Annotated in this window: 19 protein-coding genes and 1 tRNA gene; 9 read left to right on the forward strand and 11 right to left on the reverse strand. The window is 50.6% G+C overall.

Translation table 11 applies throughout. The annotated features are described in order from the left end of the window. Positions 1-39 precede the first annotated feature (39 nt). From secF to queA, 4 genes are all read right to left on the reverse strand, one after another. Positions 40-1,197 (reverse strand): protein translocase subunit SecF, encoded by a 1,158-nt coding sequence (gene secF / locus Q4563_RS02275; RefSeq protein ID WP_215977633.1) that lies wholly within the window; start codon positions 1,195-1,197, stop codon positions 40-42. Positions 1,198-1,208: 11 nt separating this feature from the next. Continuing rightward, positions 1,209-3,065 carry a protein translocase subunit SecD gene (gene secD, locus Q4563_RS02280; protein ID WP_215977634.1) on the reverse strand — a complete coding sequence of 619 codons (1,857 nt, stop codon included), beginning with the start codon at positions 3,063-3,065 and terminating at the stop codon, positions 1,209-1,211. A gap of 156 nt (positions 3,066-3,221) precedes the next feature. After that, complete coding sequence (tgt, locus tag Q4563_RS02285; RefSeq protein WP_442903698.1) at positions 3,222-4,340, reverse strand: tRNA guanosine(34) transglycosylase Tgt; 1,119 nt, start codon at positions 4,338-4,340, stop codon at positions 3,222-3,224. Positions 4,341-4,412: 72 nt separating this feature from the next. Next, on the reverse strand, positions 4,413-5,456 hold the full coding sequence (queA, locus tag Q4563_RS02290; RefSeq protein ID WP_303603457.1) for a tRNA preQ1(34) S-adenosylmethionine ribosyltransferase-isomerase QueA: 1,044 nt from the start codon (positions 5,454-5,456) through the stop codon (positions 4,413-4,415). Positions 5,457-5,578: 122 nt separating this feature from the next. Between queA and Q4563_RS02295 the strand changes: the two genes are divergently transcribed. From Q4563_RS02295 to Q4563_RS02320, 6 genes are all read left to right on the forward strand, one after another. Beyond that, positions 5,579-5,665, forward strand: a tRNA-Leu gene (locus Q4563_RS02295). A 133-nt stretch (positions 5,666-5,798) separates the two neighbouring features. Further along, positions 5,799-7,055, forward strand: coding sequence for an ergothioneine biosynthesis protein EgtB (egtB, locus tag Q4563_RS02300; RefSeq protein WP_303603458.1), 1,257 nt, complete (start codon positions 5,799-5,801; stop codon positions 7,053-7,055). A 28-nt stretch (positions 7,056-7,083) separates the two neighbouring features. Further along, the gene (egtD, locus tag Q4563_RS02305; protein ID WP_215977638.1) at positions 7,084-8,052 is read left to right on the forward strand and encodes an L-histidine N(alpha)-methyltransferase; all 969 of its coding nucleotides are present in this window, start codon (positions 7,084-7,086) and stop codon (positions 8,050-8,052) included. Then, positions 8,042-8,833: a PhzF family phenazine biosynthesis protein gene (locus tag Q4563_RS02310; RefSeq protein ID WP_303603459.1), complete on the forward strand. Its 792-nt coding sequence runs from the start codon at positions 8,042-8,044 to the stop codon at positions 8,831-8,833. The genes egtD and Q4563_RS02310 overlap by 11 nt, the downstream gene beginning before the upstream one ends. A 55-nt stretch (positions 8,834-8,888) precedes the next feature. Next, positions 8,889-9,794, forward strand: a complete 906-nt coding sequence (locus Q4563_RS02315; protein ID WP_303603460.1) for an adenylate/guanylate cyclase domain-containing protein — start codon at positions 8,889-8,891, stop codon at positions 9,792-9,794. Positions 9,795-9,805: 11 nt separating this feature from the next. Then, positions 9,806-10,270, forward strand: coding sequence for an RDD family protein (locus tag Q4563_RS02320; protein ID WP_303603461.1), 465 nt, complete (start codon positions 9,806-9,808; stop codon positions 10,268-10,270). 44 nt (positions 10,271-10,314) lie between these two features. Here the strand turns inward: Q4563_RS02320 and lptG are convergent, their stop codons facing one another. Then, positions 10,315-11,382, reverse strand: a complete 1,068-nt coding sequence (gene lptG, locus Q4563_RS02325; RefSeq protein ID WP_303603462.1) for an LPS export ABC transporter permease LptG — start codon at positions 11,380-11,382, stop codon at positions 10,315-10,317. Beyond that, complete coding sequence (gene lptF / locus Q4563_RS02330; RefSeq protein WP_215977643.1) at positions 11,379-12,464, reverse strand: LPS export ABC transporter permease LptF; 1,086 nt, start codon at positions 12,462-12,464, stop codon at positions 11,379-11,381. The genes lptG and lptF overlap by 4 nt, the downstream gene beginning before the upstream one ends. Positions 12,465-12,652: 188 nt before the next feature. On the opposite strand from lptF, the gene Q4563_RS02335 reads away from it, so the two are divergent. From Q4563_RS02335 to Q4563_RS02345, 3 genes are all read left to right on the forward strand, one after another. Next, positions 12,653-14,125, forward strand: coding sequence for a leucyl aminopeptidase (locus Q4563_RS02335; RefSeq protein ID WP_215977644.1), 1,473 nt, complete (start codon positions 12,653-12,655; stop codon positions 14,123-14,125). A 2-nt stretch (positions 14,126-14,127) separates the two neighbouring features. Further along, on the forward strand, positions 14,128-14,547 hold the full coding sequence (locus Q4563_RS02340; RefSeq protein WP_303603463.1) for a DNA polymerase III subunit chi: 420 nt from the start codon (positions 14,128-14,130) through the stop codon (positions 14,545-14,547). Between the two features lie 84 nt (positions 14,548-14,631). After that, complete coding sequence (locus Q4563_RS02345) at positions 14,632-15,516, forward strand: hypothetical protein (RefSeq protein WP_303603464.1); 885 nt, start codon at positions 14,632-14,634, stop codon at positions 15,514-15,516. Positions 15,517-15,622: 106 nt separating this feature from the next. Here Q4563_RS02345 and aceF read toward each other — a convergent pair whose 3' ends face one another. The 5 genes from aceF to Q4563_RS02370 form a co-directional block, all read right to left on the reverse strand. Continuing rightward, entirely contained in the window at positions 15,623-17,506 is a 1,884-nt protein-coding gene (gene aceF, locus Q4563_RS02350) for a pyruvate dehydrogenase complex dihydrolipoyllysine-residue acetyltransferase (protein ID WP_215977647.1), read from the reverse strand. A 107-nt stretch (positions 17,507-17,613) separates the two neighbouring features. Further along, positions 17,614-20,262 (reverse strand): pyruvate dehydrogenase (acetyl-transferring), homodimeric type, encoded by a 2,649-nt coding sequence (gene aceE / locus Q4563_RS02355; protein WP_215977648.1) that lies wholly within the window; start codon positions 20,260-20,262, stop codon positions 17,614-17,616. Between the two features lie 360 nt (positions 20,263-20,622). Beyond that, a complete protein-coding gene (locus Q4563_RS02360) occupies positions 20,623-23,361 on the reverse strand; it encodes an insulinase family protein (RefSeq protein ID WP_303603465.1) in 2,739 nt (912 codons plus the stop codon). Continuing rightward, the gene (locus Q4563_RS02365; RefSeq protein WP_215977650.1) at positions 23,358-24,452 is read right to left on the reverse strand and encodes an AI-2E family transporter; all 1,095 of its coding nucleotides are present in this window, start codon (positions 24,450-24,452) and stop codon (positions 23,358-23,360) included. The genes Q4563_RS02360 and Q4563_RS02365 overlap by 4 nt, the downstream gene beginning before the upstream one ends. Continuing rightward, positions 24,453-24,761 (reverse strand): sulfurtransferase TusA family protein, encoded by a 309-nt coding sequence (locus tag Q4563_RS02370; protein ID WP_442903694.1) that lies wholly within the window; start codon positions 24,759-24,761, stop codon positions 24,453-24,455. Positions 24,762-24,878 lie beyond the last annotated feature (117 nt).

Consider the following 24,878-nt stretch of genomic DNA (forward strand, 5'->3'; position numbering starts at 1 on the left):
GGCGCAATGAAATAGGCGCCTAGAATTCACCGACTGCCACTAGGGCATTTGGTCAATTTCAGCACCTTCTTTTTCCGGTGGCATTAAGTCTTCTTTATCGAGCTTCAACCACATTAGTGTGTTGGCTGAAACGTAAATTGACGAATAAGTACCCACAACCACCCCAACAATCAGTGCAATAGCAAAGCCGCTGATCAACTCACCACCGAAAACGAACAACATTCCCAATACCAGCAATGTGGTCAAAGAGGTGATAAAAGTTCGCTCTAAGGTTTGGGTTAACGATGCATTGATCACATCGGTAGTCGAACCTTTACGCATTATGCGAAAGTTTTCACGAATACGGTCAAACACCACAATGGTATCGTTCAGAGAGTAACCAATAACGGCCAGTACCGCCGCTAACACAGTCAAATCAAAGTCAATACGCATCAAAGCAAAGAAACCAAGCACGATAATCACATCATGCGCCAGTGCCAATACCGCTCCAACCGAGAACTTGTACTGAAAACGAACCGCCACGTAGAGCATCACCACGACCAGGGCAACCAGCATACCAATGCCACCTTCATCACGAAGCTCAGCACCGATTTGCGGCCCGACATACTCACTGCGGCGCAACTCTACGGCGGACTGGGTCTGCTCAGCCAACACCTCAAGCAGCACTTGCGTATAGGCGGAGTCGAGATTATTTTCGATCAGTGCCGACACACCTTGCTCGCTGGCAGAAAGCTCCACTTGCCCATAAAACCGTGGCGGGAATAGCTCGTTAGTATTTAATTCACCGGGACTGACGCCAGAGATAAGTAGCTCCTGCGAATAGCCACTCACACCGCTGGGAGCGCGATTAACGGCAACCAGTTGGGCATCGCCGTATTGAGCCGTCAGGCGGGTTTGCAGGGCATTTTCAGCGCCCTCGGACATAGCGCCTTGAGTGCGAATCAATACCTCAGTATCAGAGCCAAACAGCACTGCAACGGGGTTTTTGAGCCCTTGTTCATTTAAAATACTGCGAATTTTAGGGATGTCGGCCGGTTGAGAAAAACTCACCTCAACCTGAGCGCCACCGGTAAAATCCAAGCCCAGTTTTAACCCATTAACCGCTAGTGCGCCTATAGCCACGACCAAAAAGATAACGGACAGGGCTGTGGCGGGAATTCGGGCTCCCATAAAATTTAATGCTTTTTTTGAAGACATGGCCACAATCCTTAAATCCAGAGTTTTTTCAGGTTTTTACGGCCACCGTAGACTAAATTAGTCAGTGCACGGGTGCCCATAATGGCGGTAAACATTGAGGTCAGAATACCGATCGATAAGGTAACAGCAAAGCCTTTAACCGGACCCGAGCCGATAGCGTAAAGAATGACCGCCACGATTAGCGTGGTTATGTTGGCATCGAGAATGGTGACATAAGCACGATCGTAACCGGCCGATATAGCTGCCTGCGGACTGGCACCATTTTTAATTTCTTCACGTATTCGGGCAAAAATGAGCACATTGGCATCCACCGCCATACCCACCGTCAAGACGATACCGGCAATACCCGGTAAGGTCAGAGTTGCCCCCAGAAGAGACATAACTGACACCAATAGCAATACATTCACCGCCAATGCCAGATTGGCAAAAACCCCAAAGGCTTTGTAATACACCAACATAAACAATAAGACTAAACCCAAGCCCCACTGTAATGATTTAACCCCGAGTTGGATGTTTTCTGCCCCCAGTGATGGACCGATGGTGCGCTCTTCAACAAAGTACATAGGCGCGGCCAGAGCCCCGGAGCGCAGCATCAGCGCCAGTTCAGAAGCAACGGTAGGCGAATCCAAGCCGGTAATACGAAATTGAACTCCCAGCGCGCCTTGAATAGTAGCCAAGTTTATCAAGTCTTTTTCGACATACTGCTCGGTAACCTGAACCTGCTCGCCCTGCTCGTCAACCTCGGTGCTCATCCGGGTTTTGTATTCAATAAACAGTACACCCATTCGACGTCCGATATTAGAGCGGGTGGCGTGGTTCATTTTATTGCCGCCCAAACTGTCCAGAGTAATATTCACCTGTGGCATGTTAGTTTCAGGGTCGAGCGACGCGTTGGCATTGGCGACATGGTCACCCGTTAAAATAACTTTTGATTCGATTTTGGCCGGGTAACCTCGGTACTCGAAGGCTTCGGTGGTTGAGACTAGCGCGTCGCGCTCGGCCTCCAGGCGAAACTCAAGGTTCGCGGTTTTACCAATCACACGCTTAGCTTCGGCGGTATCTTGCACACCAGGCAGCTGGACAATAATGCGGTTGCGCCCCTGACTTTGCACGATGGGCTCGGAAACCCCCAGCTCATTCACCCTTTTACGCAATGTCGTCAGGTTTTGGGTCAGTGCGTACTGCTCGATTTCTCGCCGAGCCATTTCGCTTAAACTTGCCTGAAAGACAAAGCGACCCTCGGTTTGCGGAGCGTCTGTATTGAAAAGCATTTGTCGGTATTCACTGCGCAAATGGCTGATGGCTTGGTCGCGCAGCTCTTCACTGCGAAACTCCGCCACAATAGTCATTTCATCAAGAGTAACGCGCGAATAGCGAATTCGCGCCTCACGCATGCTGTCTTTCATTTCTTCTGCACTGGTCTCCTGACGCTTGGCAATGGCCGAATCGACATCGACTTCGAGCAGAAAATGTACGCCACCGCGTAAATCGAGCCCCAGCTTCATGGGCTCACCACCCATAGATACGAGCCAGCTTGGCGTGGTAGGCGCTTGGTTTAACGCAACAACGTATTCGCTGCCCAGCGCTTGCTGAACCACTTTTTTACCGAGTAGTTGCGCCTCACCGCTGGCAAAACGCAACTGGGCGCTGCGCTCACTCTGAATCGGGTCAAAATACTCAACACCCGCCTCGGTTAGAGCTTTTTCAGCTTTAGACAAAATCGGGGCACCGATCACCATATCGCCGGAGCTACCGGAAATCTGAATCGCATCATCGGGTGGATAGAGGTTGGGTACAGCATAAATAAAACCAAGTATCGCAATAACGACAATCAGCAGATACTTCCAAATCGGGTAGCGGTTTGACATACGAAAGTCCATCGTGAGCACTGAAACAACCAAAGGGAGGCATCAGGCGTTTATTTTCTTTGTTCGAACCTATATGGGACTGATTGCCCTTATCTCAAGTCCCTAGGCCTACTCGGGGGCGGATTATACCGAAACTACCCGCAACAACAATGAATGTTACTCAGGCGCTGGTGGTACTTCGAGCCCTTGGCTCTGATAAAAATCGATCACAAATTGCTCAAGGCAGCCCTGCTCTATGGCATTGCGCAGACCGCTCATCAGGTTTTGGTAGTAACGCAAGTTATGAATTGTGTTGAGCTGGGCACCCAATATCTCGCCACATTTATCCAAATGGTGCAAATAGCTGCGACTAAAATTTTTGCAGGTGTGGCAATCACACGTTGAGTCCAAAGGACCGGTATCGTATCGATGCTTGGCGTTGCGAATTTTAATCACACCTTCGCTGGTAAATAAGTGACCATTGCGGGCGTTGCGAGTAGGCATCACACAGTCAAACATATCGACACCACGCCTAACGGCTTCTACGATATCGGCCGGCTTACCCACACCCATTAGGTACCTGGGGCGCTCTTCGGGCATTTCGGGGGTTAAGTGCTCCAGCACCCGCAGCATGTCTTCTTTGGGCTCGCCCACCGATAGACCACCAATGGCATAGCCATCGAAATCGATATCGACCAAGCCCTTGAGAGACTCCGTGCGCAAATGCTCGTACATTCCACCCTGCACAATGCCGAAAAGTGCAGAAGGGTTGTCTCCATGGGCATCTTTAGAGCGCTGTGCCCAGCGCAACGATAGCTCCATCGATTTCCGCGCCTCATCAGGAGTGGCCGGGTACGGTGTGCACTCATCGAAAATCATCACAATATCCGAGCCTAGATCGCGCTGCACCTGTATGGAGAGCTCTGGGTCCATAAAAACTTTACTGCCGTCGATAGGCGAGCGAAAAGCCACACCTTCTTCGGTAATTTTGCGCATTTTTCCTAGGCTAAAAACCTGAAAGCCACCTGAGTCGGTCAATATAGGGCCGCTCCAGCGCATAAAATCGTGCAAATCACCGTGAGCTTTAACCACCTCAGTCCCCGGGCGCAGCATCAGATGAAAGGTGTTACCCAGAATTATCTCGGCTCCAATCTCCTCAATATCACGTGGTGCCATGCCTTTTACGGTGCCGTAGGTACCCACAGGCATAAACGCCGGAGTCTGTACCTTGCCACGCGGGAACACCAGCTCGCCGCGACGGGCGCGCCCCTCTGACGCTTTTAGAGAAAAACTCATCTGGCACTGGCGGGTCATATATTTGTACTCTTTCTGCGTTTTTTCATAAATAAGGATTAATAAAGGCCCCGACTACGGGCCATTGGGCGCCGGATTGCGCTGAATAAACATGGCATCGCCATAACTAAAAAAGCGATATTGCTTCTGCACCGCGTGGCGATAAGCGCCCATAGCATTATCGTAACCGGCAAAGGCCGACACTAGCATCAGCAACGTCGACTCGGGCAAATGGAAGTTAGTGACCAAGCAATCCACCACATTAAACTGGTAACCGGGGTAGATAAAAATGTCTGTTTCTCCCTGAAAAGGCGCTATTGTACCGCCGTGAGCTCTAGCGGCACTCTCTAGGCTTCGGACCGATGTGGTCCCCACCGCAATCACCCGCCCGCCGCGCGCCCGGGTAGCGGCAATTTGCTCACACACACACGCACCGACCTCAACGACTTCGGTATGCATGGTGTGATCTTCGATATTATCGGCTTTAACCGGCTGAAACGTCCCCGCCCCAACGTGCAAGGTCACAAACCCCTGCTCAACCCCCATCGCTTTGAGCTCAGCCAGCATGGCTTGGTCAAAATGCAAACCCGCTGTAGGCGCAGCTACCGCGCCCTCACGACGACCGTATACAGTTTGATAACGCTCTTGGTCTTCTTCTGTATCAGCCCGATCAATGTAGGGCGGCAAAGGCATATGCCCCACCCGATTCAACACAGGTACCACCGACTCGGCAAAATCCAGAATAAACAACGCCCCCTCTCTACCTACGACCTTGAGCTGGGAGCCGTCTTCGAGGTGCAGGCAACTGCCGGGTTTAGGTGAGCGGCTGGCTCGGGTATGGGCTAAAACTCGAGTTTCGGACAATACTCGCTCCACCAGTATTTCTACCGAACCACCGGTTTCTTTGCGCGCAAATAATCGCGCGGGTATCACCCGAGTATCATTAAATACCATTAAATCACCCGGCTCCACCCAATCGAGCAATTGGGCAAAGGATTGATCCTGTAGTTCACCGGTAGCCCCATCGAGCGATAACAGTTTACTATCGCGGCGCTCTTTTGCCGGATGGTTGGCGATTAATTGATCGGGTAAGTCGTAGTGGAATTGCTGGCGCTGCATAATTAATAAGCGATTGATTAAGTCGAGGCGCGCAAGATTAGCTTAAATGCGCAACAGTTGCCAGTATTGTGCAAATTGGCAGTTGACGGCGCAAAACTCGCTGCTATAATCACGCCCTCTTTGCCAGAGTGGTGAAATTGGTAGACACAGGGGATTCAAAATCCCCCGCCCTTAAAAGCGTGCCGGTTCGAGTCCGGCCTCTGGTACCAAAATATTAAAAGGCCCATATTATTATGGGCCTTTTTTTATGCCTGTCATTTCAATTCGCTGTCACCTCTATCACTTTCAATCGTCACGATTGTGTCCTATGCTGATTTTTCATGTTTATCTGGAGAGCATTGGATGTTCTATGAATGCACAGAACCTGTAAATAAACAGATAGCAGCACAATTCGGCGCTGTGCGTGCCCGCACTTTAGCCCTAACCAGCGGGCTTAGTGCTGAGGACATGATGCTACAATCTATGCCCGACGCCAGCCCTACCAAATGGCACCTGGCGCATACCACCTGGTTCTTTGAAGAGTTTATCCTCAAACCGCACTGCCCTAACTACACCGTTTTTCAGCAAAACTTTAACTATTTATTCAATTCTTACTATAACGCTGTGGGCTCGCGCCACCCTCGCGCGCAACGCGGCTTGCTCTCGCGCCCCGGTCTCTCTCAAGTGCTCGACTTTCGCCACCATGTCGATGACGCTATTGAACAGTTACTCGCGGCATCTGACTGCCCCAAGGTACAATCCTTAGTAACCACTGGGCTGCACCACGAAATGCAGCATCAAGAACTGATCCTGACCGACATCAAGCACGCGCTATGGCTAAACCCAGCCGCCGACATTGTTCCCAATCATGCGCTTAAAACCATTAAAGCATCACCTAAACCGCAATTTTGCACCTACCCAGAAACATTAACGACGATTGGTACCTCGGGCGCTGGGTTTCACTACGACTGTGAAGCACCAGCTCATCAAGTGTTTATTTCTGCCTTCTCTTTACGGGATCTGCCCATCAGCAACGGCGAGTGGTTAAATTTCATTCAAGATGGCGGCTATCAAACGCCCGGCCCCTGGCTCAGTGACGGCTGGGACCTCGCCCAACGTGAACAGTGGCAAGCCCCTCTGTACTGGCACCCTCAGGATAAAAACTGGCAAGAGTTCACCTTGCACGGCTGGCAACCTTTAGACCCTGCCGCTCCGGTGTGTCACATCAGCTTTTATGAGGCCGATGCATTTTGCCGCTGGGCCGGCTGGCGCCTGCCTACCGAATTTGAATGGGAATACGCCGCGCGCCAGCAAAACCGTACAGTCGAAGGAGAATTTGCCGAGAGTGGCCACTGGCAACCAGGTCCAGCCACACAGCCTTCATTGTTTGGCAATGTCTGGCAGTGGACATCCAGTGCCTATGCCCCCTACCCAGGCTTTAGCGCCGAGCAAGGTGCGCTGGGAGAGTACAACGGTAAATTTATGGCCAATCAATTTGTGCTTCGTGGGGGTTCTTGTGCAACGGCGCAAGCTCAAATGCGTCACAGTTATCGCAACTTTTTTCACCCGCACCAACGCTGGCAGTTCAGCGGTGTACGACCTGCTAAAAATAACCATTGATTCACACTAATAACTCAGGGAAACCACAATGCAATACGCCGAAAGCCGTGACGCAAGAGAATTACCCGATAATGAATTTTTAGCCGATGTAATACTGGGCTTAAGCCAAGATCAAAAAACGCTGTCGCCCAAATATTTTTACGATCAACAAGGGTCTGAATATTTTGACGAGATTTGCGACCTGCAAGAGTACTACCCCTACCGCACAGAACTTGCCATGCTGCCCACCGTTGCTCAAGATTTGGGCAATTACTTTACCGGCAACGCACCCCGGGGCTTGGAAATTGTTGAGTTCGGAGCGGGTTCACTGCGAAAAGTAGGCGCCCTGCTGCGCTCCCTACAAAATGTTCGCAGTTTTACCGCGATTGATATCAGTGAGGCGCACCTGATAAGCGCTTGTCGAGTGCTGGAGTCTCAATACCGCGAGCTAAGCATTCACCCCTGTGTGCATGATTTCACCAAACCTCTATCGCTGCACCCTAGCGAACGCACGCGGTTAGGATTTTTCCCTGGCTCCACCATCGGTAACTTTACCCCACAACAAGCCTCAGTGTTTTTGCGCAATGCCGGCACCACACTGGGCACTGGCAGCTTTTTACTGATTGGGGTGGACACCCAAAAGCCCCCAACCATTCTCAATCAAGCCTATAACGACCCCAAAGGCATTACTGCAAAATTTAATAAAAACGTTTTAGAACGTATTAACCGTGAGCTCGACGGAAACTTTAAGCTGCATAACTTTGCCCACCACGCTTTTTACAATGAAACCGTCGGCCGCATAGAAATGCATTTGCGTAGCCTTAAAGAACAGCAAGTAAATATTGCCGGCCACACGATTGAGTTCAGCCGCGGTGAGAGTATCCACACTGAAAATTCGTATAAATTTAAACCCGATGATTTTACCGAGTTGGCGAGACAATCTGGCTGGGTTAAGCACCACTTATGGCTGGACAGTGACAAACTGTTCGCCGTTTATTTATTGCAATATGCCCACTAAACAACAGGAGTATCGGGCTTTTTGCACCAGTAATGGCAGCGGGGGCAACTGCCATAATGTTGTATTTACTACGGAAGACACTCCACCGCATCTCGACCCTAATGGTAAATGGGTGGTGGCTACCCAAGCTCGCCACAATAAAAACAACTACACTGATGCGAATGCTGACACCAACATTGTGGTCAGCCATTTCGACCGAAACCACAAGGTAAAACGCTGCGGCTCGGGCTCGATAGCCTTAGCCCGGGCCTTACAACAAAAACTCGGACACAACTTTGCCTGTAATATTGAAACTGATAGCGGCCCTCTAATGATTGGCTGTGACACCACGGGCCCTTATTACATTGACCAACCACTATCTATTTCACCCGCCAAACATCCCAAGTTTTGGTCCTGGGTGGTCCCTGCGCCTATTATTGATAGTCGCTACTGCGGCGGCCCCCAAGAATATTGCCTGATTCAATTAACACACAACACCAATTTGCGAACAATACAGCCCTTCGCTCGTCGCCTGACAGCCCTGTCGGGCCGCGCCCTCATTTTGGTGGTAGGAAATACTCAGCACCCCAATATGCGTTACTTCGCCCCTCAGTACGGCGTTGGTGAAGATACAGCAACAGGCTCCGCCGCCGTGCAAGTGGCTAATTTTTATTGGCAAAAATACCGTTTTAAACAACTGTATATTGAACAGCAGTCACCTCAGGGGGGGCTGATTCACACTCAGCGACTCAACTCACATCGCATTAAAGTGCGCGGCAACTGTATCCGTGATGTTCATTAAGCCGCAGATTCTAATGATATACTCCGCCTGAGACTCAATTTCAGAGACAGGACCTATGACTGCAACCCGTAGTTTACAAGCGGTAATGTTCGCCGATGTATCCGGCAGCAGCCGCCTGTATAAAGAACACGGTAACACCCAAGCCAAACAACAAATCGATGGAACTTTAGGCGCCACACGTGAGATCATCGAAAGCTATGAAGGGGTAGTCATTAAAACCCTGGGCGATGAAATCATGGCTCGTTTTAGTTCCCCTGAGCAGGCCTGCCGCGCCGCCATTGAACTACAACGCCATGCTCTTAAATATGGCCAGCTCTCATTGCGTATCGGCATGGCTTACGGTGAAACACTAATGGACAGCACCGGTGATGTTTTCGGCCAAGTGGTCAATGATGCCGCCGATGTATCCCATATCGCACGGGCCAACCAAGTGGTGCTGACCGACACTTTTAAATTACAACTTCCGCCTGCATTAACGCAACAGTGTGAACGCTTTGACCAAGTCAGACTTAAAGGTGCAGAACACAGCAGTATTGTTTACCGATTGCATTGGGAAACCTCCACCCACCCGCAAAACGCTACCGCGGTTATGGATATACTGTCATTAACCGACCTACCCGTACCGCAAACGCTCGAACTCCACCACGACTCTCACCAACAAACTATCAATATTGATGATTTGCCTTTGACCATTGGCCGCGATGAAAGCCTTGTAAAATGGTTTGCCGATAACACCAAAGTTTCCCGCGAGCACTGCGAAATTATCTATAGACGCGGCAAGTTCGTGTTGATCGACCACAGCACTAACGGCACCTACATAACCCAAGAGCAACAAGAGTTGGTATACATTCGGCGCGAAGAGACACCTTTAATGGGTTCTGGCATAATCACGCTCGGCCAAAGGCCAGACCGAGCAGGCGCGTACAGCATAAGCTTTACGATTAATCACTCAAGTAGCTAGCCCAAACAATTATGTCCGAGACGACAATCACCACTCTGTCCAGCGCCAAGATTTCTAAACGCTTAGCCGCCATGTTATATGACAGCCTACTTTTGATGGCCGTCAGTATAGGTTATGGAGCCGCCGCCCTTGCCATAAAAGTTAACGTGTTTGGAGAAACCTTACTCGAAGGGGAAAAAGCCAGCCTAGGCCCCATCGGTTTTATTGGTTGGGTCATTGTCCTAGTGGCTTTTTATTGTGTATTTTGGAAAAAATTTGGGCAAACACTGGGAATGAAAGCATGGCGCTTAAAAGTAACCGATATTCACGGCAAGCACCTAAGCGTCAGTCAAGGCTTGCGTCGCTGCGCGTGGGCCAGCCTGTCTATTGCAACACTGGGACTCGGCTACTTATGGCTGCTGGTCGACAGAGAGCAACTAACATTGCACGACCGGCTCAGTGCCACCCGAGTTTGGCAACTGCCCAAAGGTCGATAGCTGGCTGAACGCGCATGACGTTGGTTCAAACAACCAGCAGCCGGCTAACCTGCTCGGCGCAGCAGGTAGACACCCAAACCCGCACAAAGGGCAATTGGCAGCAGTACGGCAATCAGAGGCGAAAACCCAAACACAATACTGGAGGGACCCAGTAAGCTTTGCAATAGCCGAAAACCAATACCAAATACCACCCCGGTAAAGATTCTCTGGCCCATGCTGACCTCCCGCAATGGACCGAACACAAACGATGCGGCAATGAGTACCAAACTGGCAATGGCTAATGGCTGTAACAACTTTTGCCAAAATGCTAACTCATACTCACGAGTGTACAACCCCTGCCCCGCCAAATACTGAACATAACCATGCAAACTGGTCATTGATAATGTTTCCGGCTCTACGGCAACGGTATTTAATAATGTTGGCGTCAGCTCCGTATCCCAGCGCCGCTCAGCAAACTCTTGGGAGGCTGTGCCCTGGTCGGAAAACGCTGTAACCGCTACGTTTTTCTCCAGCCAAACTCCCTCCGCTTCGTTAAAGGCGGCGCTGCCGGTAAAGCTTGCCTCGGTCAGCTTGCCGTTATCGGAAAAGGTGTAACGACGAAAGCCAAAAAGCTTACCATCTGGCTGTACCACACTAAAATAAAAGAATTGATTGCCTTCGCGATGCCAAACCCCTCGTCTGGCTTGATCATCAACCGTATACCCCAAAGCCAAAGCCCGCCGACTGTCGGCGACCTGATCAGCGTAGGGAATGACGAACTCTCCCAGCGAAATCGTACAGATTATAAACAGCATTACCGGCTGTAACACAATACCAATAATCCGGGCCACAGAAATGCCTGCAGCCCGAACAATCACCAACTCACTGGAACTCGCAAGCGCCCCTAAACCGATCAGACACCCCACCAACACAGCATAGGGCATATACTGATAAACACTGGTGGGTAATCGCCAGAGTATGTACATCAACATCTCATAGAAGGTGTAATTTCCCCCTAAGCGATCCAACTGATCCATGACCTGCCCAATAAAATCGAGACAGAGCACCAGCAGCAATACCGCCAATATAGAAAAAAACACCTGCTTGGTAATATAGCGTCTTAAAATTCTCATGCAGCGCCCCGTTTAAATCTCGATAGAATATTGGAGGGGCCGATAAAAATAATCAGTGCAAGCAGTAAGAACACCCCGTGAACTAACCATAGTCCGGGCCATAGGGGGAATCCGCCTTCTTCAATGGATGAGCGCAAACTACTTAAGCTTGCGACATAGACCAAATACAAAATAATAGCGGGCAGCATTTTTAAAAAACGGCCCTGTCGGGGATTGGTGCGGCTTAACGGAACGGCAATTAGAGCCACAACCAATACCATAATCGGCATGGATAAACGCCACTGCAGAGCCACTTGGCTGGGAGCATCAGTCGCGCTCAGCAAAGAAAGGGTTGTTTTAGAATCGGCCTCATTAGTTTGAGCAGCGGTAACCTCTGGCTCTGGAACAAATTGGCCTAAGCGTTCAAATTCGGTCACTTGAAAGGCCGCAGAGCCCGGCACCCCCTGGTAGCGGACACCGTGATGTAACTCTAAAAAACGCTGATTGTATTGCGGATGAAAAAACTGATTACCACTTTGTGCCACGGCGATCGTTGGACCATCTGGAGCCAACTGAGCCAAAAATAAGTTATTCAGTTTCTCACGATCATTGCTGACACTTTGTACATAAGCAAAACTGTTATCGCCTATGGATTGAAAGTGGCCAGGTCGGAGCATGGTAAATTCATTGCGTGAGCGTTGCTCAGCGAACAACAATTCAGTTTTGGCCGCCCCCCAGGGGCTCACCCAAAGGCTCATAGACCCAACAAAAAGCGCCACCAGTACAGTGGGTAGCATGGTCAGTTTTAACAATTTGGCCGGACTCATCCCACAAGCAGAAAGTACGACCATCTCACTGTCCATATACATACGCCCATAAGCCAGTAAAATGGCGATTAAAAACCCCAGTGGTATGACCAACTCAAGGAAGCCTGGCAGACGGTAGAACATAATTGAAAAGAGTACATCCACCGCCAGTTTACCCGTAGCGGCCTCGGCGAGGTATTTTACAAACCGCCCACTCATAATAATCAGCAACAAAGTCCCACTGACAGCTACCATTGTCAGTAGAATTTCGCGGGCTAAATAGCGATATATGATCAAATTATGAGCACCTCAATCGACTCTTAACGGGGACTATCCCCTTGCTTGTTTGGCCTGTGTTCCGAGCATGATAAACTCTGTCTAGACTCTCGTACGCGCGCTATTATCCCGTAAAGATGGAGCTTTGTCTTGCCACTGCGCCGCATGTTGGGCACTACCGTAACATTTATTCAACACTGAGGATTACTATGCAAATTCAAGCCAAGTCGAGCGATGCCCTCAAGCACAAGGCAGATGCTCTTGTCATCGGAATCTTTGAGGGTAAGCAGCTGTCTGAGACTGCCGCCAGCCTAGACGCCGAGTCAGGTGCAATTAGCAAGATTCTCAGTCAAGAGAAGTTTACCGGCCAAGCGGGCGCCAGCCTCACACTGCTACAAAATATTGGCCAGAGTGCCACCCGACTTGTATTACTCGGCCTAGGCAAGGCCACTGCTGGTGAGGTATCACAGCAAAACTTCAAAACAGCCCTCGGGAAACTACCTGCCCTAGCCAAACAGTATCGACATATTGCGCTCGATTTAAACGGCATTACCGTTAGCGACAATGACGCCAAGGCCTCCGCCAAACTTGTTGCCAAAACACTGGCAACAAGTTTGTGGCAGTTCAGCGCCTTTAAAACCGACAAGCCGCAAAAACCGGCTCTGCAAAAACTTACCTTGTTATGTGACAAAAAATCCGTTGCTCCATTCAATACTGGCAGTAAAGAAGGCATAGCACTGGCATCAGGTATCAATCTTGCTCGGGAATTAGGCAACTTACCGGGCAATGTCTGCACACCGACCTATCTTAGCAAACAAGCCCGAGCCATGGTTCGTGGCCACAGCGAAGCCACCGTCAAAGTCCTGTCAGAAAAACAAATGCAAGACTTAGGCATGGGAGCCTTTTTGTCAGTCTCGGTCGGCAGTGACGAACCCGGACAAATGATCATACTGGAATACCGCGGCGGGGCTAAAAACAAGGCCCCTTTAGCCCTAGTGGGCAAAGGCGTCACTTTTGATACCGGTGGCATCAGCCTCAAACCTGGGGCTGGAATGGACGAAATGAAATTCGACATGTGTGGCGCCGCCAGCGTGCTCGGCACCTTTCAATCGATTTTGGACATCAAACCCAAAATTAATGTCGTCGCCGTGATTGCAGCGGCTGAAAACATGCCCTCGGGCAATGCCACTAAACCCGGCGATATTGTCACTACCATGTCAGGGCAGACAGTGGAGATTCTTAACACCGACGCCGAGGGTCGGCTGGTTCTGTGCGACGCCCTCACCTATGTGCAGCGCTATAAGCCGAGCGCCATTGTCGATGTTGCCACACTAACCGGGGCCTGTGTCGTAGCTTTAGGCAGCCACGCACACGGCCTATACAGTAACGATGAAGCCTTAGCGGAAAAATTGCTGGCTGCAGGTAAAGCCGCCGATGATAAAGCGTGGCACATGCCCCTTTGGGACGAATACCAAAAGCAGTTGGACAGCAACTTTGCTGATATGGCGAATATCGGCGGCCGTGAGGCCGGCAGTGTGACCGCTGCGTGCTACCTTTCACGCTTTGTGAAAGATTGTAAGTGGGCTCACTTGGATATTGCCGGCACCGCGTGGAAATCCGGTGGCGCAAAAGGTGCCACAGGCCGCCCCGTTAGCCTATTGCTGGAATACCTGACAAGCTAATTATGACGCGCATCGACTTTTATGTTCTACAGTCAAACGACACGCAAACCCGATTTGAATTTGCGTGTCGTCTGCTTGATAAAGCGGTTAAAGGCGACCACCAAAGTGTGGTAGCCCTTAATTCCAGCCAAGACCAAAGTACTCTAGAGCATACGCTTTTGCACTTTCGTCCCGAGACATACCTACCCTTTCGCAGTCATTCCGACAAGGACAGTGCCGAACCGATCATTTTAGACACTTCGGGTCAGGGGCCATACCACGATATATTAATCTGCCTTAAAGACGAATTACCGGAAAATTTTAGTCAATACCAACGTGTGATAGAAATTGTCACTCAAGACGCGCACACGTTAAAAAGCACACGTGCCCACTGGGCCTTTTTTAAAGATAGAGGTTACCCAGTTCACCACCACACTGTGTAGCGACTTGGCAACCTATATGGAGGCCTATCAGCACTGAAAGATTTAAAAGCGCTCATACCGCTGAATGATGTAAGGTAAATACTTATGACGTCGGATCGTGAAAAAACCAAAACGGAATTACTGCAAGAGCTGGAGTCGATCCAAGGCCTGCTGGACGATCACGATATACCCATGCTTAGCGAGGTGATCGATAAACTCGAGCCTCAAGGCCAAACGACCCTAAGCGAACAGTCCGATCGACGCTTAAATAAAGATGAGTACGCCGATTTACAAGAGGCCTACCAAGTCATTAAGCAGGAAGTGGCAAAACAAACTGCGACAGACGAGCTTGCCCAACTAGCCGCAACCCTCGATACTGGCTCAGACGAAGAAAATTTAGAGCTCGATCTAGGGGCGCGCACTACTGCCGATAACCAACAAAAAAACATTAATGAACCAACCGCCGTCGATGGTAATACCGAAGCCAACATTAAATCAGGCGACCATAAGAGCACGCACTACTCTGAACCACCCTTACCTCTGCCCGGACAACAAGCGCTCTTTAATCCAGCCACCGATCAGACAGCCGCAGATAATCTGACGCAAGACGAACCCACAGGTGAAAGCGAACACCATGCAGAGTCCACTGTAGCTTTTAATGAGTCAGACTTAATAAGTACAGGAGGCAACTTAGAGTCAGAACAAGAAATAAACAACGAAGCAGACACTGAAATTAAAGAAAAAACCCACTCGGTAAAAGCCAGCGGAGAGAACCCATTTTTACCACAGCATATTCGCGAACGCTTACAGGGAAACCGGTCCGCTGAGTTTCAAGCTATGGCCAACGCTACTCAGCCTCGCACATACAACCGCAGCCAATTGGTGAATGAACTAATCGAGACGGTTCTGCCAGAGGTCGAAAGCACGCTTCGTCTAAAAATTGCCGCCATGAGTGAAGAGCAAATCCGAAAACTTCTGGACGACACTTAAAATCCACCACCGCTTATCATCGTACGACAATTAACATTAACGTCAGACACAAAAAAGCCCAACTGAAATAAATTCAGCTGGGCTTTTGGCTCGTCGCTATAAACGATTACAACAGTAGGCGGCGAACATCGGCAATGACAGCCGTCAGGTACGTAAAGAATCGACCGGCGTCTGCGCCATTGATGGCACGGTGATCGTAAGACAGAGCCAGCGGCAACATATTGCGCGGCTCAAAGTCTTTACCATTCCAAACCGGCTTCATTTGCGCTTTAGACACACCCAGAATGGCCACTTCCGGAGCATTGACAATCGGTGTAAAACCGTTGCCGCCCATGGCGCCCAAGCTTGAGATGGTAAAACAACCACCCTGCATATCGGCCGCAGTCAACTTGCCTTCGCGAGCCTTTTTCACCAGAGCGCTAAAGTCATCGGCCAATTCCCACAAGCCTTTTTTGTCAACATCGCGAATAACCGGAACCATCAAGCCGTTAGGCGTATCCACGGCCACACCAATGTTCACATATTTCTTCTGCACAATGTGCTCGCCATCGTGATGGATAGAAACATTAAAACTAGGCTCTGCGACTAGGGCTGCACCAGCGGCTTTCAGCAAAAACGGCAGTGGCGTTAACTTACTACCACGCTTTTCTGCTTCGGCTTTAAGACCTTTGCGGAAAGCTTCCAGCTCAGTGATATCAGCGTCATCCCACTGGGTCACATGAGGAATATTCAGCCAATTGCGAACCATGTTGTCAGAGGTGAGCTTTTTAATTTTGCTCATCTTAACGGTTTCGATTTCACCAAACTTAGAAAAGTCTATCGCTGGCATGGCGGGTAGCCCACTGCCGCCACCGGCTGTACCGCGACCTTCCTGAGTAGCGCTAACAATGTTTTTCACATAGCTGCGCAAATCATCTTTAGTGATACGCGAACGCGGGCCTGTACCTTTTACCTTGCTTAAATCGGCACCTAATTGACGCGCTAATTTACGCACCGAAGGGCCGGCATATACATCGGCACTATTGTTAGCAACAGCTTCGCTGTCGGCCACAACCGGTGAACCAGCAGACGTTGTTTTAGCCGGGGCCTGAGCTGCAGGCGCGGGCGCAGGTTCAGACTTCGCTTTGGTAGGCGCCGCGGGCGCCGCACCCTCAAGCTGACAAATAACATCACCCTGAGAAATTTTGTCGCCTTCTTTAATGGCAAGCTTGACGATTTTACCAGCAGCAGGCGCTGGAATTTCCATCGAAGCTTTATCGGTTTCCAATACAATCAGAGTATCGCCTTCAGCGACCTCGTCGCCTTCGGCCACAGACAACTCGATAACATCAACACCTTCGGCGCCACCGATATCGGGCACGGGTACATCCTGTATGGATGAACCACCAGCTGCAGGAGCAGGCTCCGCCGGGGCAGCACTAGACTCAGACGCAGCCGGCGCAGCGGCGCCCCCGGTCATAACACCTAATGTATCGCCCTGTGAAACCTTATCACCTTCTTTTAAAGCGATACTAACAATGGTGCCGTCAGCAGGAGCAGGGATTTCTAATGACGCTTTGTCGGTTTCCAGAACCACCAGTGAGTCACCTTCGGCGACTTTATCACCCGCGCTTACACAAACCTCGATAACATCAACGTTATCTGAACCACCTAAGTCAGGAACTATAATGGGCTGCTCTGATGTCTGTGCAGGTTCTGACTCAGCTGCAGGTGCGCTTTCTGCTTTAGCTGGCGCTTCGGGCTCAGCGGCGGCTGTGGTTTCAATTTCTACCACCAGGTCACCTTCTGATACTTTATCGCCTTCTTTGACTTTGATAGCCTTAACCACACCGGCAACGGTGCTCGGCACTTCCAAAGAGGCCTTGTCGGTTTCCAGTACTACCAGAGAATCGTCCAGCTCTACGGTATCGCCTACAGCAACCGAAATTTCGATGACGTCTACGTTTTCAGAGCCACCAATATCGGGGACCTTTACTGATTCAATTGCCACTTTAAATCCTCGCTTCTTTTATCAGTCCGCCCAGGCTTTTGGCCCGGACGCAAATTATCCATTGATCTTGCAACCGCCCGCAGGCGGCTACTGGGCCGCGGTAGCGACTATACGGTCAATGGATCGGCTTTGTCTGGATCGATACCAAACTGCTTAATGGCTTTGGCGACGACATCCACTTTGATTGCGCCTTGATCGGCCAGCGACTTAAGCGCAGCGATCACAACAAATTCGCGGCTCACCTCAAAGAAGTGGCGCAGTTTCTGGCGCGAATCACTGCGACCGAAACCATCAGTACCCAGCACACGGTATTCACCAGGTACAAAAGCACGCAGTTGTTCGGCGTAGTTTTTCATGTAGTCGGTCGCAATAATGAACGGACCTTCGGCACCTTCAAGCTGCTCGGTAATATACGCCTTGCGCGGCTTGGCAGTTGGGTTTAGCAGGTTCCAGCGCTCGGCGGCCTGACCGTCACGGGTCAGTTCGTTAACACTGGTGACACTCCATACATCGGCCTCAACACTGAAGTCGTTGCGCAGAATCTCTGCCGCAGCACGCACTTCGTTAAGAATAGTACCCGAGCCCAGCAACTGCACACGGTTTTTCTTCTTACTGGTGCCTTTCTCCAGCTGGTAAAGCCCTTTGATGATGCCCTCTTCCGCACCTTCCGGCATATCCGGATGAACGTAGTTTTCGTTCATCAAGGTGATGTAGTAATAGCCATTCTCTTTATCCTGATACATGCGTTTCAGGCCATCCTGCACAATCACTGCCACCTCATAAGAGTATGTGGGGTCATAACTGCGACAGTTAGGAATGGTGTTCGCCATAATGTGGCTGTGCCCATCTTGGTGCTGCAAGCCTTCACCATTAAGGGTGGTGCGACCGGCAGTACCACCCAGCATAAAGCCGCGCGCCTGAGCATCACCGGCTAACCAGGCCAAGTCACCAATGCGCTGGAAACCGAACATTGAGTAGTATATGTAAAACGGCAACAGTGGCTTATCGTGGTTGCTGTAAGAGGTTGCGGCAGCAACCCAAGCGGCCATAGCACCGGCTTCGTTAATACCCTCTTCCAGAATTTGGCCTTTTTCATCTTCCTTGTAGTACATGATTTGGCCGGCATCTTGCGGGGTGTACTTCTGACCGAAGGCCGAGTAAATACCCACCTGACGGAACATACCTTCCATACCGAAAGTACGTGCTTCGTCTGGCACAATTGGCACCACTTGCTCGCCGATATTTTTGTCTTTCAACAGAGTATTCAGAACACGCACGAAAGCCATAGTGGTTGAAATTTCACGCTCACCAGTGCCCTTCAATTGAGCTTTAAAAGCTTCCAGCGATGGAATATCAAGCGCTTCAAAGTCAGCCTGACGTTCGGGCAAATAACCATTCAGCTCCTTACGGCGCTGTTGCAGGTACTGCATTTCGGCGCTGTCTTCCGGTGGACGGTAGTAAGGGATATTTTCCAGATCTTTATCTTCGATCGGGATATTAAAACGGTCGCGGAAAGTCTTCAGCCCTTCCAAATCTAATTTTTTCACCTGGTGCGCGTTGTTAACCGCTTCACCAGTGGGGCCCATGCCGTAACCTTTGACGGTTTGTGCCAATACAACAGTCGGCTGACCTTTGGTGTTAACCGCTTGATGGTAAGCGTTGTACACCTTGTGTGAATCGTGACCACCACGAGCCAGATGCAGGATTTCATCGTCTGACATATCCTTAACCAGCTCCAGCAGTTCAGGATACTTACCAAAGAAGTTCTCGCGGGTGTAGGCACCACCGTTGGCTTTGTAGTTCTGCATCTCGCCGTCACAGACTTCGTCCATGCGCTTTTGCAGCAGACCGGTTTTGTCTTTTTCCAGCAGTGCATCCCAGCCACCGCCCCACAGAACCTTAATCACGTTCCAGCCGGCACCGCGGAATACGCCTTCGAGCTCTTGCACGATTTTAGCGTTACCACGGACGGGGCCATCGAGACGCTGCAGATTACAGTTGATCACAAAAATCAGGTTGTCCAGCTTTTCGCGGCCAGCCAGAGAAATCGCACCTAAGCTTTCTGGTTCATCACACTCACCGTCGCCCAAGAAGGCCCAGATCTTGCGATCGGCCTTGTCGATCAGGCCGCGCGCATCCATATAGCGCATAACGTGCGCTTGGTAGATGGCGCCAATTGGGCCAAGGCCCATAGAAACGGTCGGGAACTGCCAGTAATCGGGCATCAACCAAGGGTGTGGGTAAGACGAGAGGCCTACGCCGTCCACTTCGCGGCGGAAGTTGTCCAGTTGATCTTCACTCAGACGACCTTCGACATAGGAGCGAGCGTACATACCGGGCGAGCTGTGGCCCTGGAAGTAAACCAGATCGCCTGGACCATCTTCGTTGCCGCGGAAAAAGTGGTTAAAACCAACTTCATATAAGGTCGCAGCGGATGAGAAAGAGGCAATATGGCCACCCAGCTCATCGGAATTTTTGTTGGCACGCACCACCATCGCAATCGCGTTCCAGCGAATTATCGAGCGTATTTTCTGCTCGATATAAGAGTCACCGGGACTCTGAACTTCTTTAGCAGGTGGAATAGTGTTGCGGTAGGGGGTAGTGATAGCTGAGGGCTGGTCAATACCGTGATCGGCAGCGGCCTCGGACAGACTTTTCAGAAGAAATGCAGCTCGCTCCATTCCTCCGTGGCGAACAACAGATTCCAGGGCATCACGCCACTCTCGGGTTTCCAGAGCATCAATATCTTCTATCATATAATCTCCTCAGTCATGCGCCTTTTGAGCACATTTAGACAAAGCGTTAGTACCAACGCGGACCTAGCCTGGCAGGATAAACCAGTGGCCTCGCCCTCATTAAGCACTGCAATCGCTGGGTAATACCCCCTATACGGGGACCGAAAAATGCGCGAATTTTTACATATTTAACGCCTATTTACCAGTCCCGTGGTGTTTTAGACACTCAGTCGGAACACTTTTCCCCATCCCCGGTACGATTATTGCTCAAGCAGGTTTAATTTTTGTGCAACCTTTAAGTCATAATTTACACAAGATTAACGTAAGCCTATCAAAAAAACGTTCATCGGGCTTACCAGACGCAACTTATGATGATAAGAACTAATCAAGCCACAGTGGTGGAAACATTTTAGGCAGCCGAAACCCAATGGGCGACGAATCAAATTGTTGCCGGTATTGCACCAAACCACTGGCATTAGAGGTCATCAAGCGAATCTCGGCGGTAAATAGATTTTCAACATAGCGTTCTACTGAGGCGGTATTGAGTGCCGCCAGTGCTGCTCGATTGTCATCGGGCAGCGGTTGAGTCAGATTTTGCCAAATTGCCGATGAGGCCGCCCTACTTTGAGCAACATCAATTTCTTCCTGACGCCACACACGTTTTAACTCCGCCAACCTGTGAGCAATATCAGGCCCCGCCAAGCGGCGTTTAAGCGCCTCCAACAAAGGACCTGTAAGCACATCAGCGGAGGTGGTCAAGGTTAAACCCGCCATGCCAGCCGTAGTGCTTGGCTCGGCTCGTATGGCCACAGGTGTCCCTTCACTGAGTCCCGGGCCATGATCCCCCCCTTCGACATTAATTAGCTCACCATCGAGAAGCCTGGCAATCGTGCGCAAAAACACAAAATCACGAGCGCGACTGGAGCCACTTTGTAAGTACAGCGTTAACTGTTCCTCGCGACGCTCCAGCCCCTGTGGTCGACCACCTTTAGCCAAGATTAGGCGCGCCGGTAAAATGCCAGTGGCCTCGTCCGCCAGCAGCCTAAGCTCGGCCAGCGCCGCTAAGCGCTTAGCCTCTTGCTGGTAGAGACTACCGGCGACCAACATTTGCAATGACTGCACATCAACCGAGTGGCGCCAAGAGTCTAAGCTCACCTCCTCAAAGGCCTGTAACAATTGCTCGGCCGACCAGTAGGGTTCGTATTGCCACAAAATAAACGGGTCAGTAAAGGCCTCCCCCACCTCGCCTGGTGAGGTGAGCTGCATCTCTAGCCAGCGATGCGCACGGTTTAATGGTTTGCCCGAGGCCATAGGTTGGTCCAACGCTTCAGCCAATCGGCTAATAACAAGCCCTAATTGCGAATTATAACCAGAGACTTCAATGTCCAACCCCAACACAGTGGGGCGTATGATGTAGCTCACCCCGGCGCGCTCCGCCTCATCAAATTGAGCTTTCAGTCTATCGGCCAAGAGATAGCTGGCTAATAATGTATCAACCGCTTGCTTTGCTGTGGCACCCCCGCCTTGGGTCAGTAAGCGTAAATAAAGACTGGCATCCGGCAGGCCGGACTGAGCTCCACCCTGGTACCAAGCCGTGATAGTCGACTTATTCACCAAAGTAAATGGCACCGCGTTTTGATTATTTTGTGGGCCGAGTAAAAGCTGACTGGATTTGGCAATCAGCTTTTGTGGGATAAACCTATTGGCATCTGGGAAGTGCAACCTGCGCTTCACCTCCGGCTTAATATCGGGCTGCCTAACTTCGGCCTCCATCAAACGATAAGCGGTATGGCTCTGCCCGGCAATATTAGCCCCCTGAACAGTATCACTGACCAACATCACGATCACACTCTCGCTACTGAGTGACTTCAGGGCATCTCGCACAACAGATTCATTAAATACCCCAAGCTCATAGGGGGCCACTAATACTTTAGCCGGCTCTGTATCTTGCAGTCGATTGGCCAGTACTGGCAGGGATCGTTCGGCAAAGGCGTCGCGATAGAGAAAATGATTATTGGCCGCCCGGGCAAGCTCGGTAAAACGCCACTCATCCAAACCTCGTTGTTGGATATTTCGCAGCACATAAAACAATAGAGCTTCAATTTGTGGGCTGGCTCTAACGCCAAGTGACGTCAGCCCCACCTTAACAACAGCAAAGCCATCACCACTAGGCTTAATATGAGTGTTAAATGTGATCGATTCACCCCAGCCCAAAGCTTGCAGCAAGGCCACGAGACTGCCCTCACCTTGACGAGTGATAAGCGCATCGACAATGGCAAAGGTATGCTGACGCTCAAGCTGATTCAGGCCCGCTACGGGAAAATAAAAGTACAATGCCGGAGCTTCCACCAAGCTATTCACATGCACTTCTATGGGCAATTTTTCAGTTTCAAAGGCAAGTGCATCAAAACCTGCCAACGGATTGGCAGGTGTAGACTTGGCAAATTGGAATATGGTTTTTATTTGCTCCGCCATTCTATCCAGCGAAGCGGCAGAGCGCACCACCAACGCAGCCCGATCAGCGCGATAATGCTGCGCCATATACTGGCGCAATGCCGGCCCTACATTTACCATAGGCGCGATGCTTGCTGACTGACCCGGCAAGTCCGTTCGCGCTATGGCTTTAAGCACATCAGTGCGATGCTCATGGGGCGCCACCTGACGGGCGGAGCGAATTCTTTCGGCCAATAATTGTTGGGCGCGGGCGATATCTACATCGCTAAAATCACTGGGGCGTAGTAATTGCAACGCCTGCTGCAAAGTCCTCTGACGGGCGTAAGTGGGCAGTTCAAATACGGTATAACGAGGGGTTACTGAAAAATCGACCTCCCCTGTCAACTGACCTTGTAGCGCTATAGCCGCCAACCGGTGCAAGCCCGGAAAAGCCAACGGGTCACTGGCAGCCCCAGCTTTAACACTCAGAGCCCAATCCAAATCAGTATGGCTTTTATCTTGAATCAGCAGGACTTTCAGCCCACTGGCAAGAGTCAGAGCCCGGTAACTTCGCTCATCTAGGGTGCTGGTCGTAACCTCACCGGCCTGTGGCCAAGCCTGAGCACTGAACAACCATAGCAATGTAGCGAGCCCACAGAGCCTTAGATGCTGACCTATTGACCTCATAATGCGTCCGTCTGCGAACTCTTCTGCCGCAAACCGGCCTCATGTACGCCAATAGGCCAAGCGTAGAGTATGGCTTTCACTAAGGTTGCCAACGGGATGGCAAAAAACACCCCCCAGAAACCCCACAAACCGCCAAACACCAGCACCGCCATAATGATGGCAATAGGGTGCAGATTTACAGCCTCTGAGAACAACAAAGGCACCAGGACATTGCCATCCAGTGCCTGGATGATGCCGTAAGCGAGCAACAAGTAGAAAAACTCAGAGCCCCAGCCCCACTGAAAGAAGCCAATCATCGCCACCGGCAAAGTGACTACAGCAGCACCGATATAGGGGATCAAGACAGACAGACCAACCGCTATGGCCAACAGAGCAGCATAATTAACCCCGAGCAAAGCAAACACCATGTAAGTCACAGAACCTACAATCAAAATCTCAATGGCTTTACCGCGCACATAATTGGCAATTTGCTGGTTCATCTCCTGCCAAATCTTACTCATAACGGGCCGCTTGCGAGGCAAAAAACTACCCACCCAGTCGACGATAAGGCTGCTGTCTTTTAAGAAAAAGAAAACCAAAATGGGCACTAAGACAAAGTAAACAAGCACCGCTACTAACATCGGCAAGCTACTGACCGAGAAACTCACAATCCCCTGCCCGAGACGCCCCAATTCGGCTGTAGTCACCGCCATTAGCTCTTCTACCTGAGTTTGTGTGACCAAATTGGGGTAGTTTTCCGGCAATAACAGTAAAACATCTTGCCACTCGCCGATCATGCGGGGCATTTCGGCAATAAAGCGAACCGATTGCTGCCATATTACCGGCAGTAAAATAAACAAGACAGACACCAACATTGCCACCAAAATCACAAAAGCAACGCTAACAGCCAGCCAGTGCGGGGCGCCCCAAGAGCGTAATCGTACCACCACCCCCTGCAATAAAAACGCAATGATAATGCTGGCAATCATTGGTGCCAGCACCATACCCATGGTCAGTAAAATAGCTAAACTGGCAATAATCAATACAACCAGCAACACGGCCTCTTCGTCGGAGAAGTAGCGGTCAATCCAGCCGCGAAATATTCTTAACATTTATATCGGCTCCTGACCGATGGCGCCTTCAGTGGCACCTTTTTGAATAATATGACAATAAACGCCTTGCCCTTCACTCTGCTCAAGTAAAGTATGTGGGGACAGTTGTACATATGACTGAAAATCACGCACCGATCCACTATCTGTGGCCTCAATTTGCAACACCTGCCCGACCTGCATCTGATTGAGCGCTTGCTTGGCTCGCAACAAAGGCATGGGGCAGCGCAGGCCGCGTGCATCCAGGTGCTTATCGACACAAGGGGAACTAGCTGTCTCGGTGTAGGTCATAGAATCATGCAACTTCTTCATCTTAGTCAAAACGCTCTAGAACACGGGAGCCACGGGGCATAGCACCAACCTGTAACACTGACCTATAGTATCAACAAAACATGCTAATGAACCAAACAGGGTTAGACAAGTATCGCC

Source organism: Gilvimarinus sp. 1_MG-2023 (assembly GCF_030548285.1).

Coding starts and splice junctions, on each gene's coding strand:
- secF (WP_215977633.1), bottom strand. CDS start 1,197: ATGTCTTCAAAAAAAGCATTAAATTTTATGGGAGCCCGAATTCCCGCC.
- secD (WP_215977634.1), bottom strand. CDS start 3,065: ATGTCAAACCGCTACCCGATTTGGAAGTATCTGCTGATTGTCGTTATT.
- tgt (WP_442903698.1), bottom strand. CDS start 4,340: ATGAGTTTTTCTCTAAAAGCGTCAGAGGGGCGCGCCCGTCGCGGCGAG.
- queA (WP_303603457.1), bottom strand. CDS start 5,456: ATGCAGCGCCAGCAATTCCACTACGACTTACCCGATCAATTAATCGCC.
- egtB (WP_303603458.1), top strand. CDS start 5,799: ATGTTCTATGAATGCACAGAACCTGTAAATAAACAGATAGCAGCACAA.
- egtD (WP_215977638.1), top strand. CDS start 7,084: ATGCAATACGCCGAAAGCCGTGACGCAAGAGAATTACCCGATAATGAA.
- Q4563_RS02310 (WP_303603459.1), top strand. CDS start 8,042: ATGCCCACTAAACAACAGGAGTATCGGGCTTTTTGCACCAGTAATGGC.
- Q4563_RS02315 (WP_303603460.1), top strand. CDS start 8,889: ATGACTGCAACCCGTAGTTTACAAGCGGTAATGTTCGCCGATGTATCC.
- Q4563_RS02320 (WP_303603461.1), top strand. CDS start 9,806: ATGTCCGAGACGACAATCACCACTCTGTCCAGCGCCAAGATTTCTAAA.
- lptG (WP_303603462.1), bottom strand. CDS start 11,382: ATGAGAATTTTAAGACGCTATATTACCAAGCAGGTGTTTTTTTCTATA.
- Q4563_RS02335 (WP_215977644.1), top strand. CDS start 12,653: ATGCAAATTCAAGCCAAGTCGAGCGATGCCCTCAAGCACAAGGCAGAT.
- Q4563_RS02340 (WP_303603463.1), top strand. CDS start 14,128: ATGACGCGCATCGACTTTTATGTTCTACAGTCAAACGACACGCAAACC.
- Q4563_RS02345 (WP_303603464.1), top strand. CDS start 14,632: ATGACGTCGGATCGTGAAAAAACCAAAACGGAATTACTGCAAGAGCTG.
- aceE (WP_215977648.1), bottom strand. CDS start 20,262: ATGATAGAAGATATTGATGCTCTGGAAACCCGAGAGTGGCGTGATGCC.
- Q4563_RS02360 (WP_303603465.1), bottom strand. CDS start 23,361: ATGAGGTCAATAGGTCAGCATCTAAGGCTCTGTGGGCTCGCTACATTG.
- Q4563_RS02365 (WP_215977650.1), bottom strand. CDS start 24,452: ATGTTAAGAATATTTCGCGGCTGGATTGACCGCTACTTCTCCGACGAA.
- Q4563_RS02370 (WP_442903694.1), bottom strand. CDS start 24,761: ATGAAGAAGTTGCATGATTCTATGACCTACACCGAGACAGCTAGTTCC.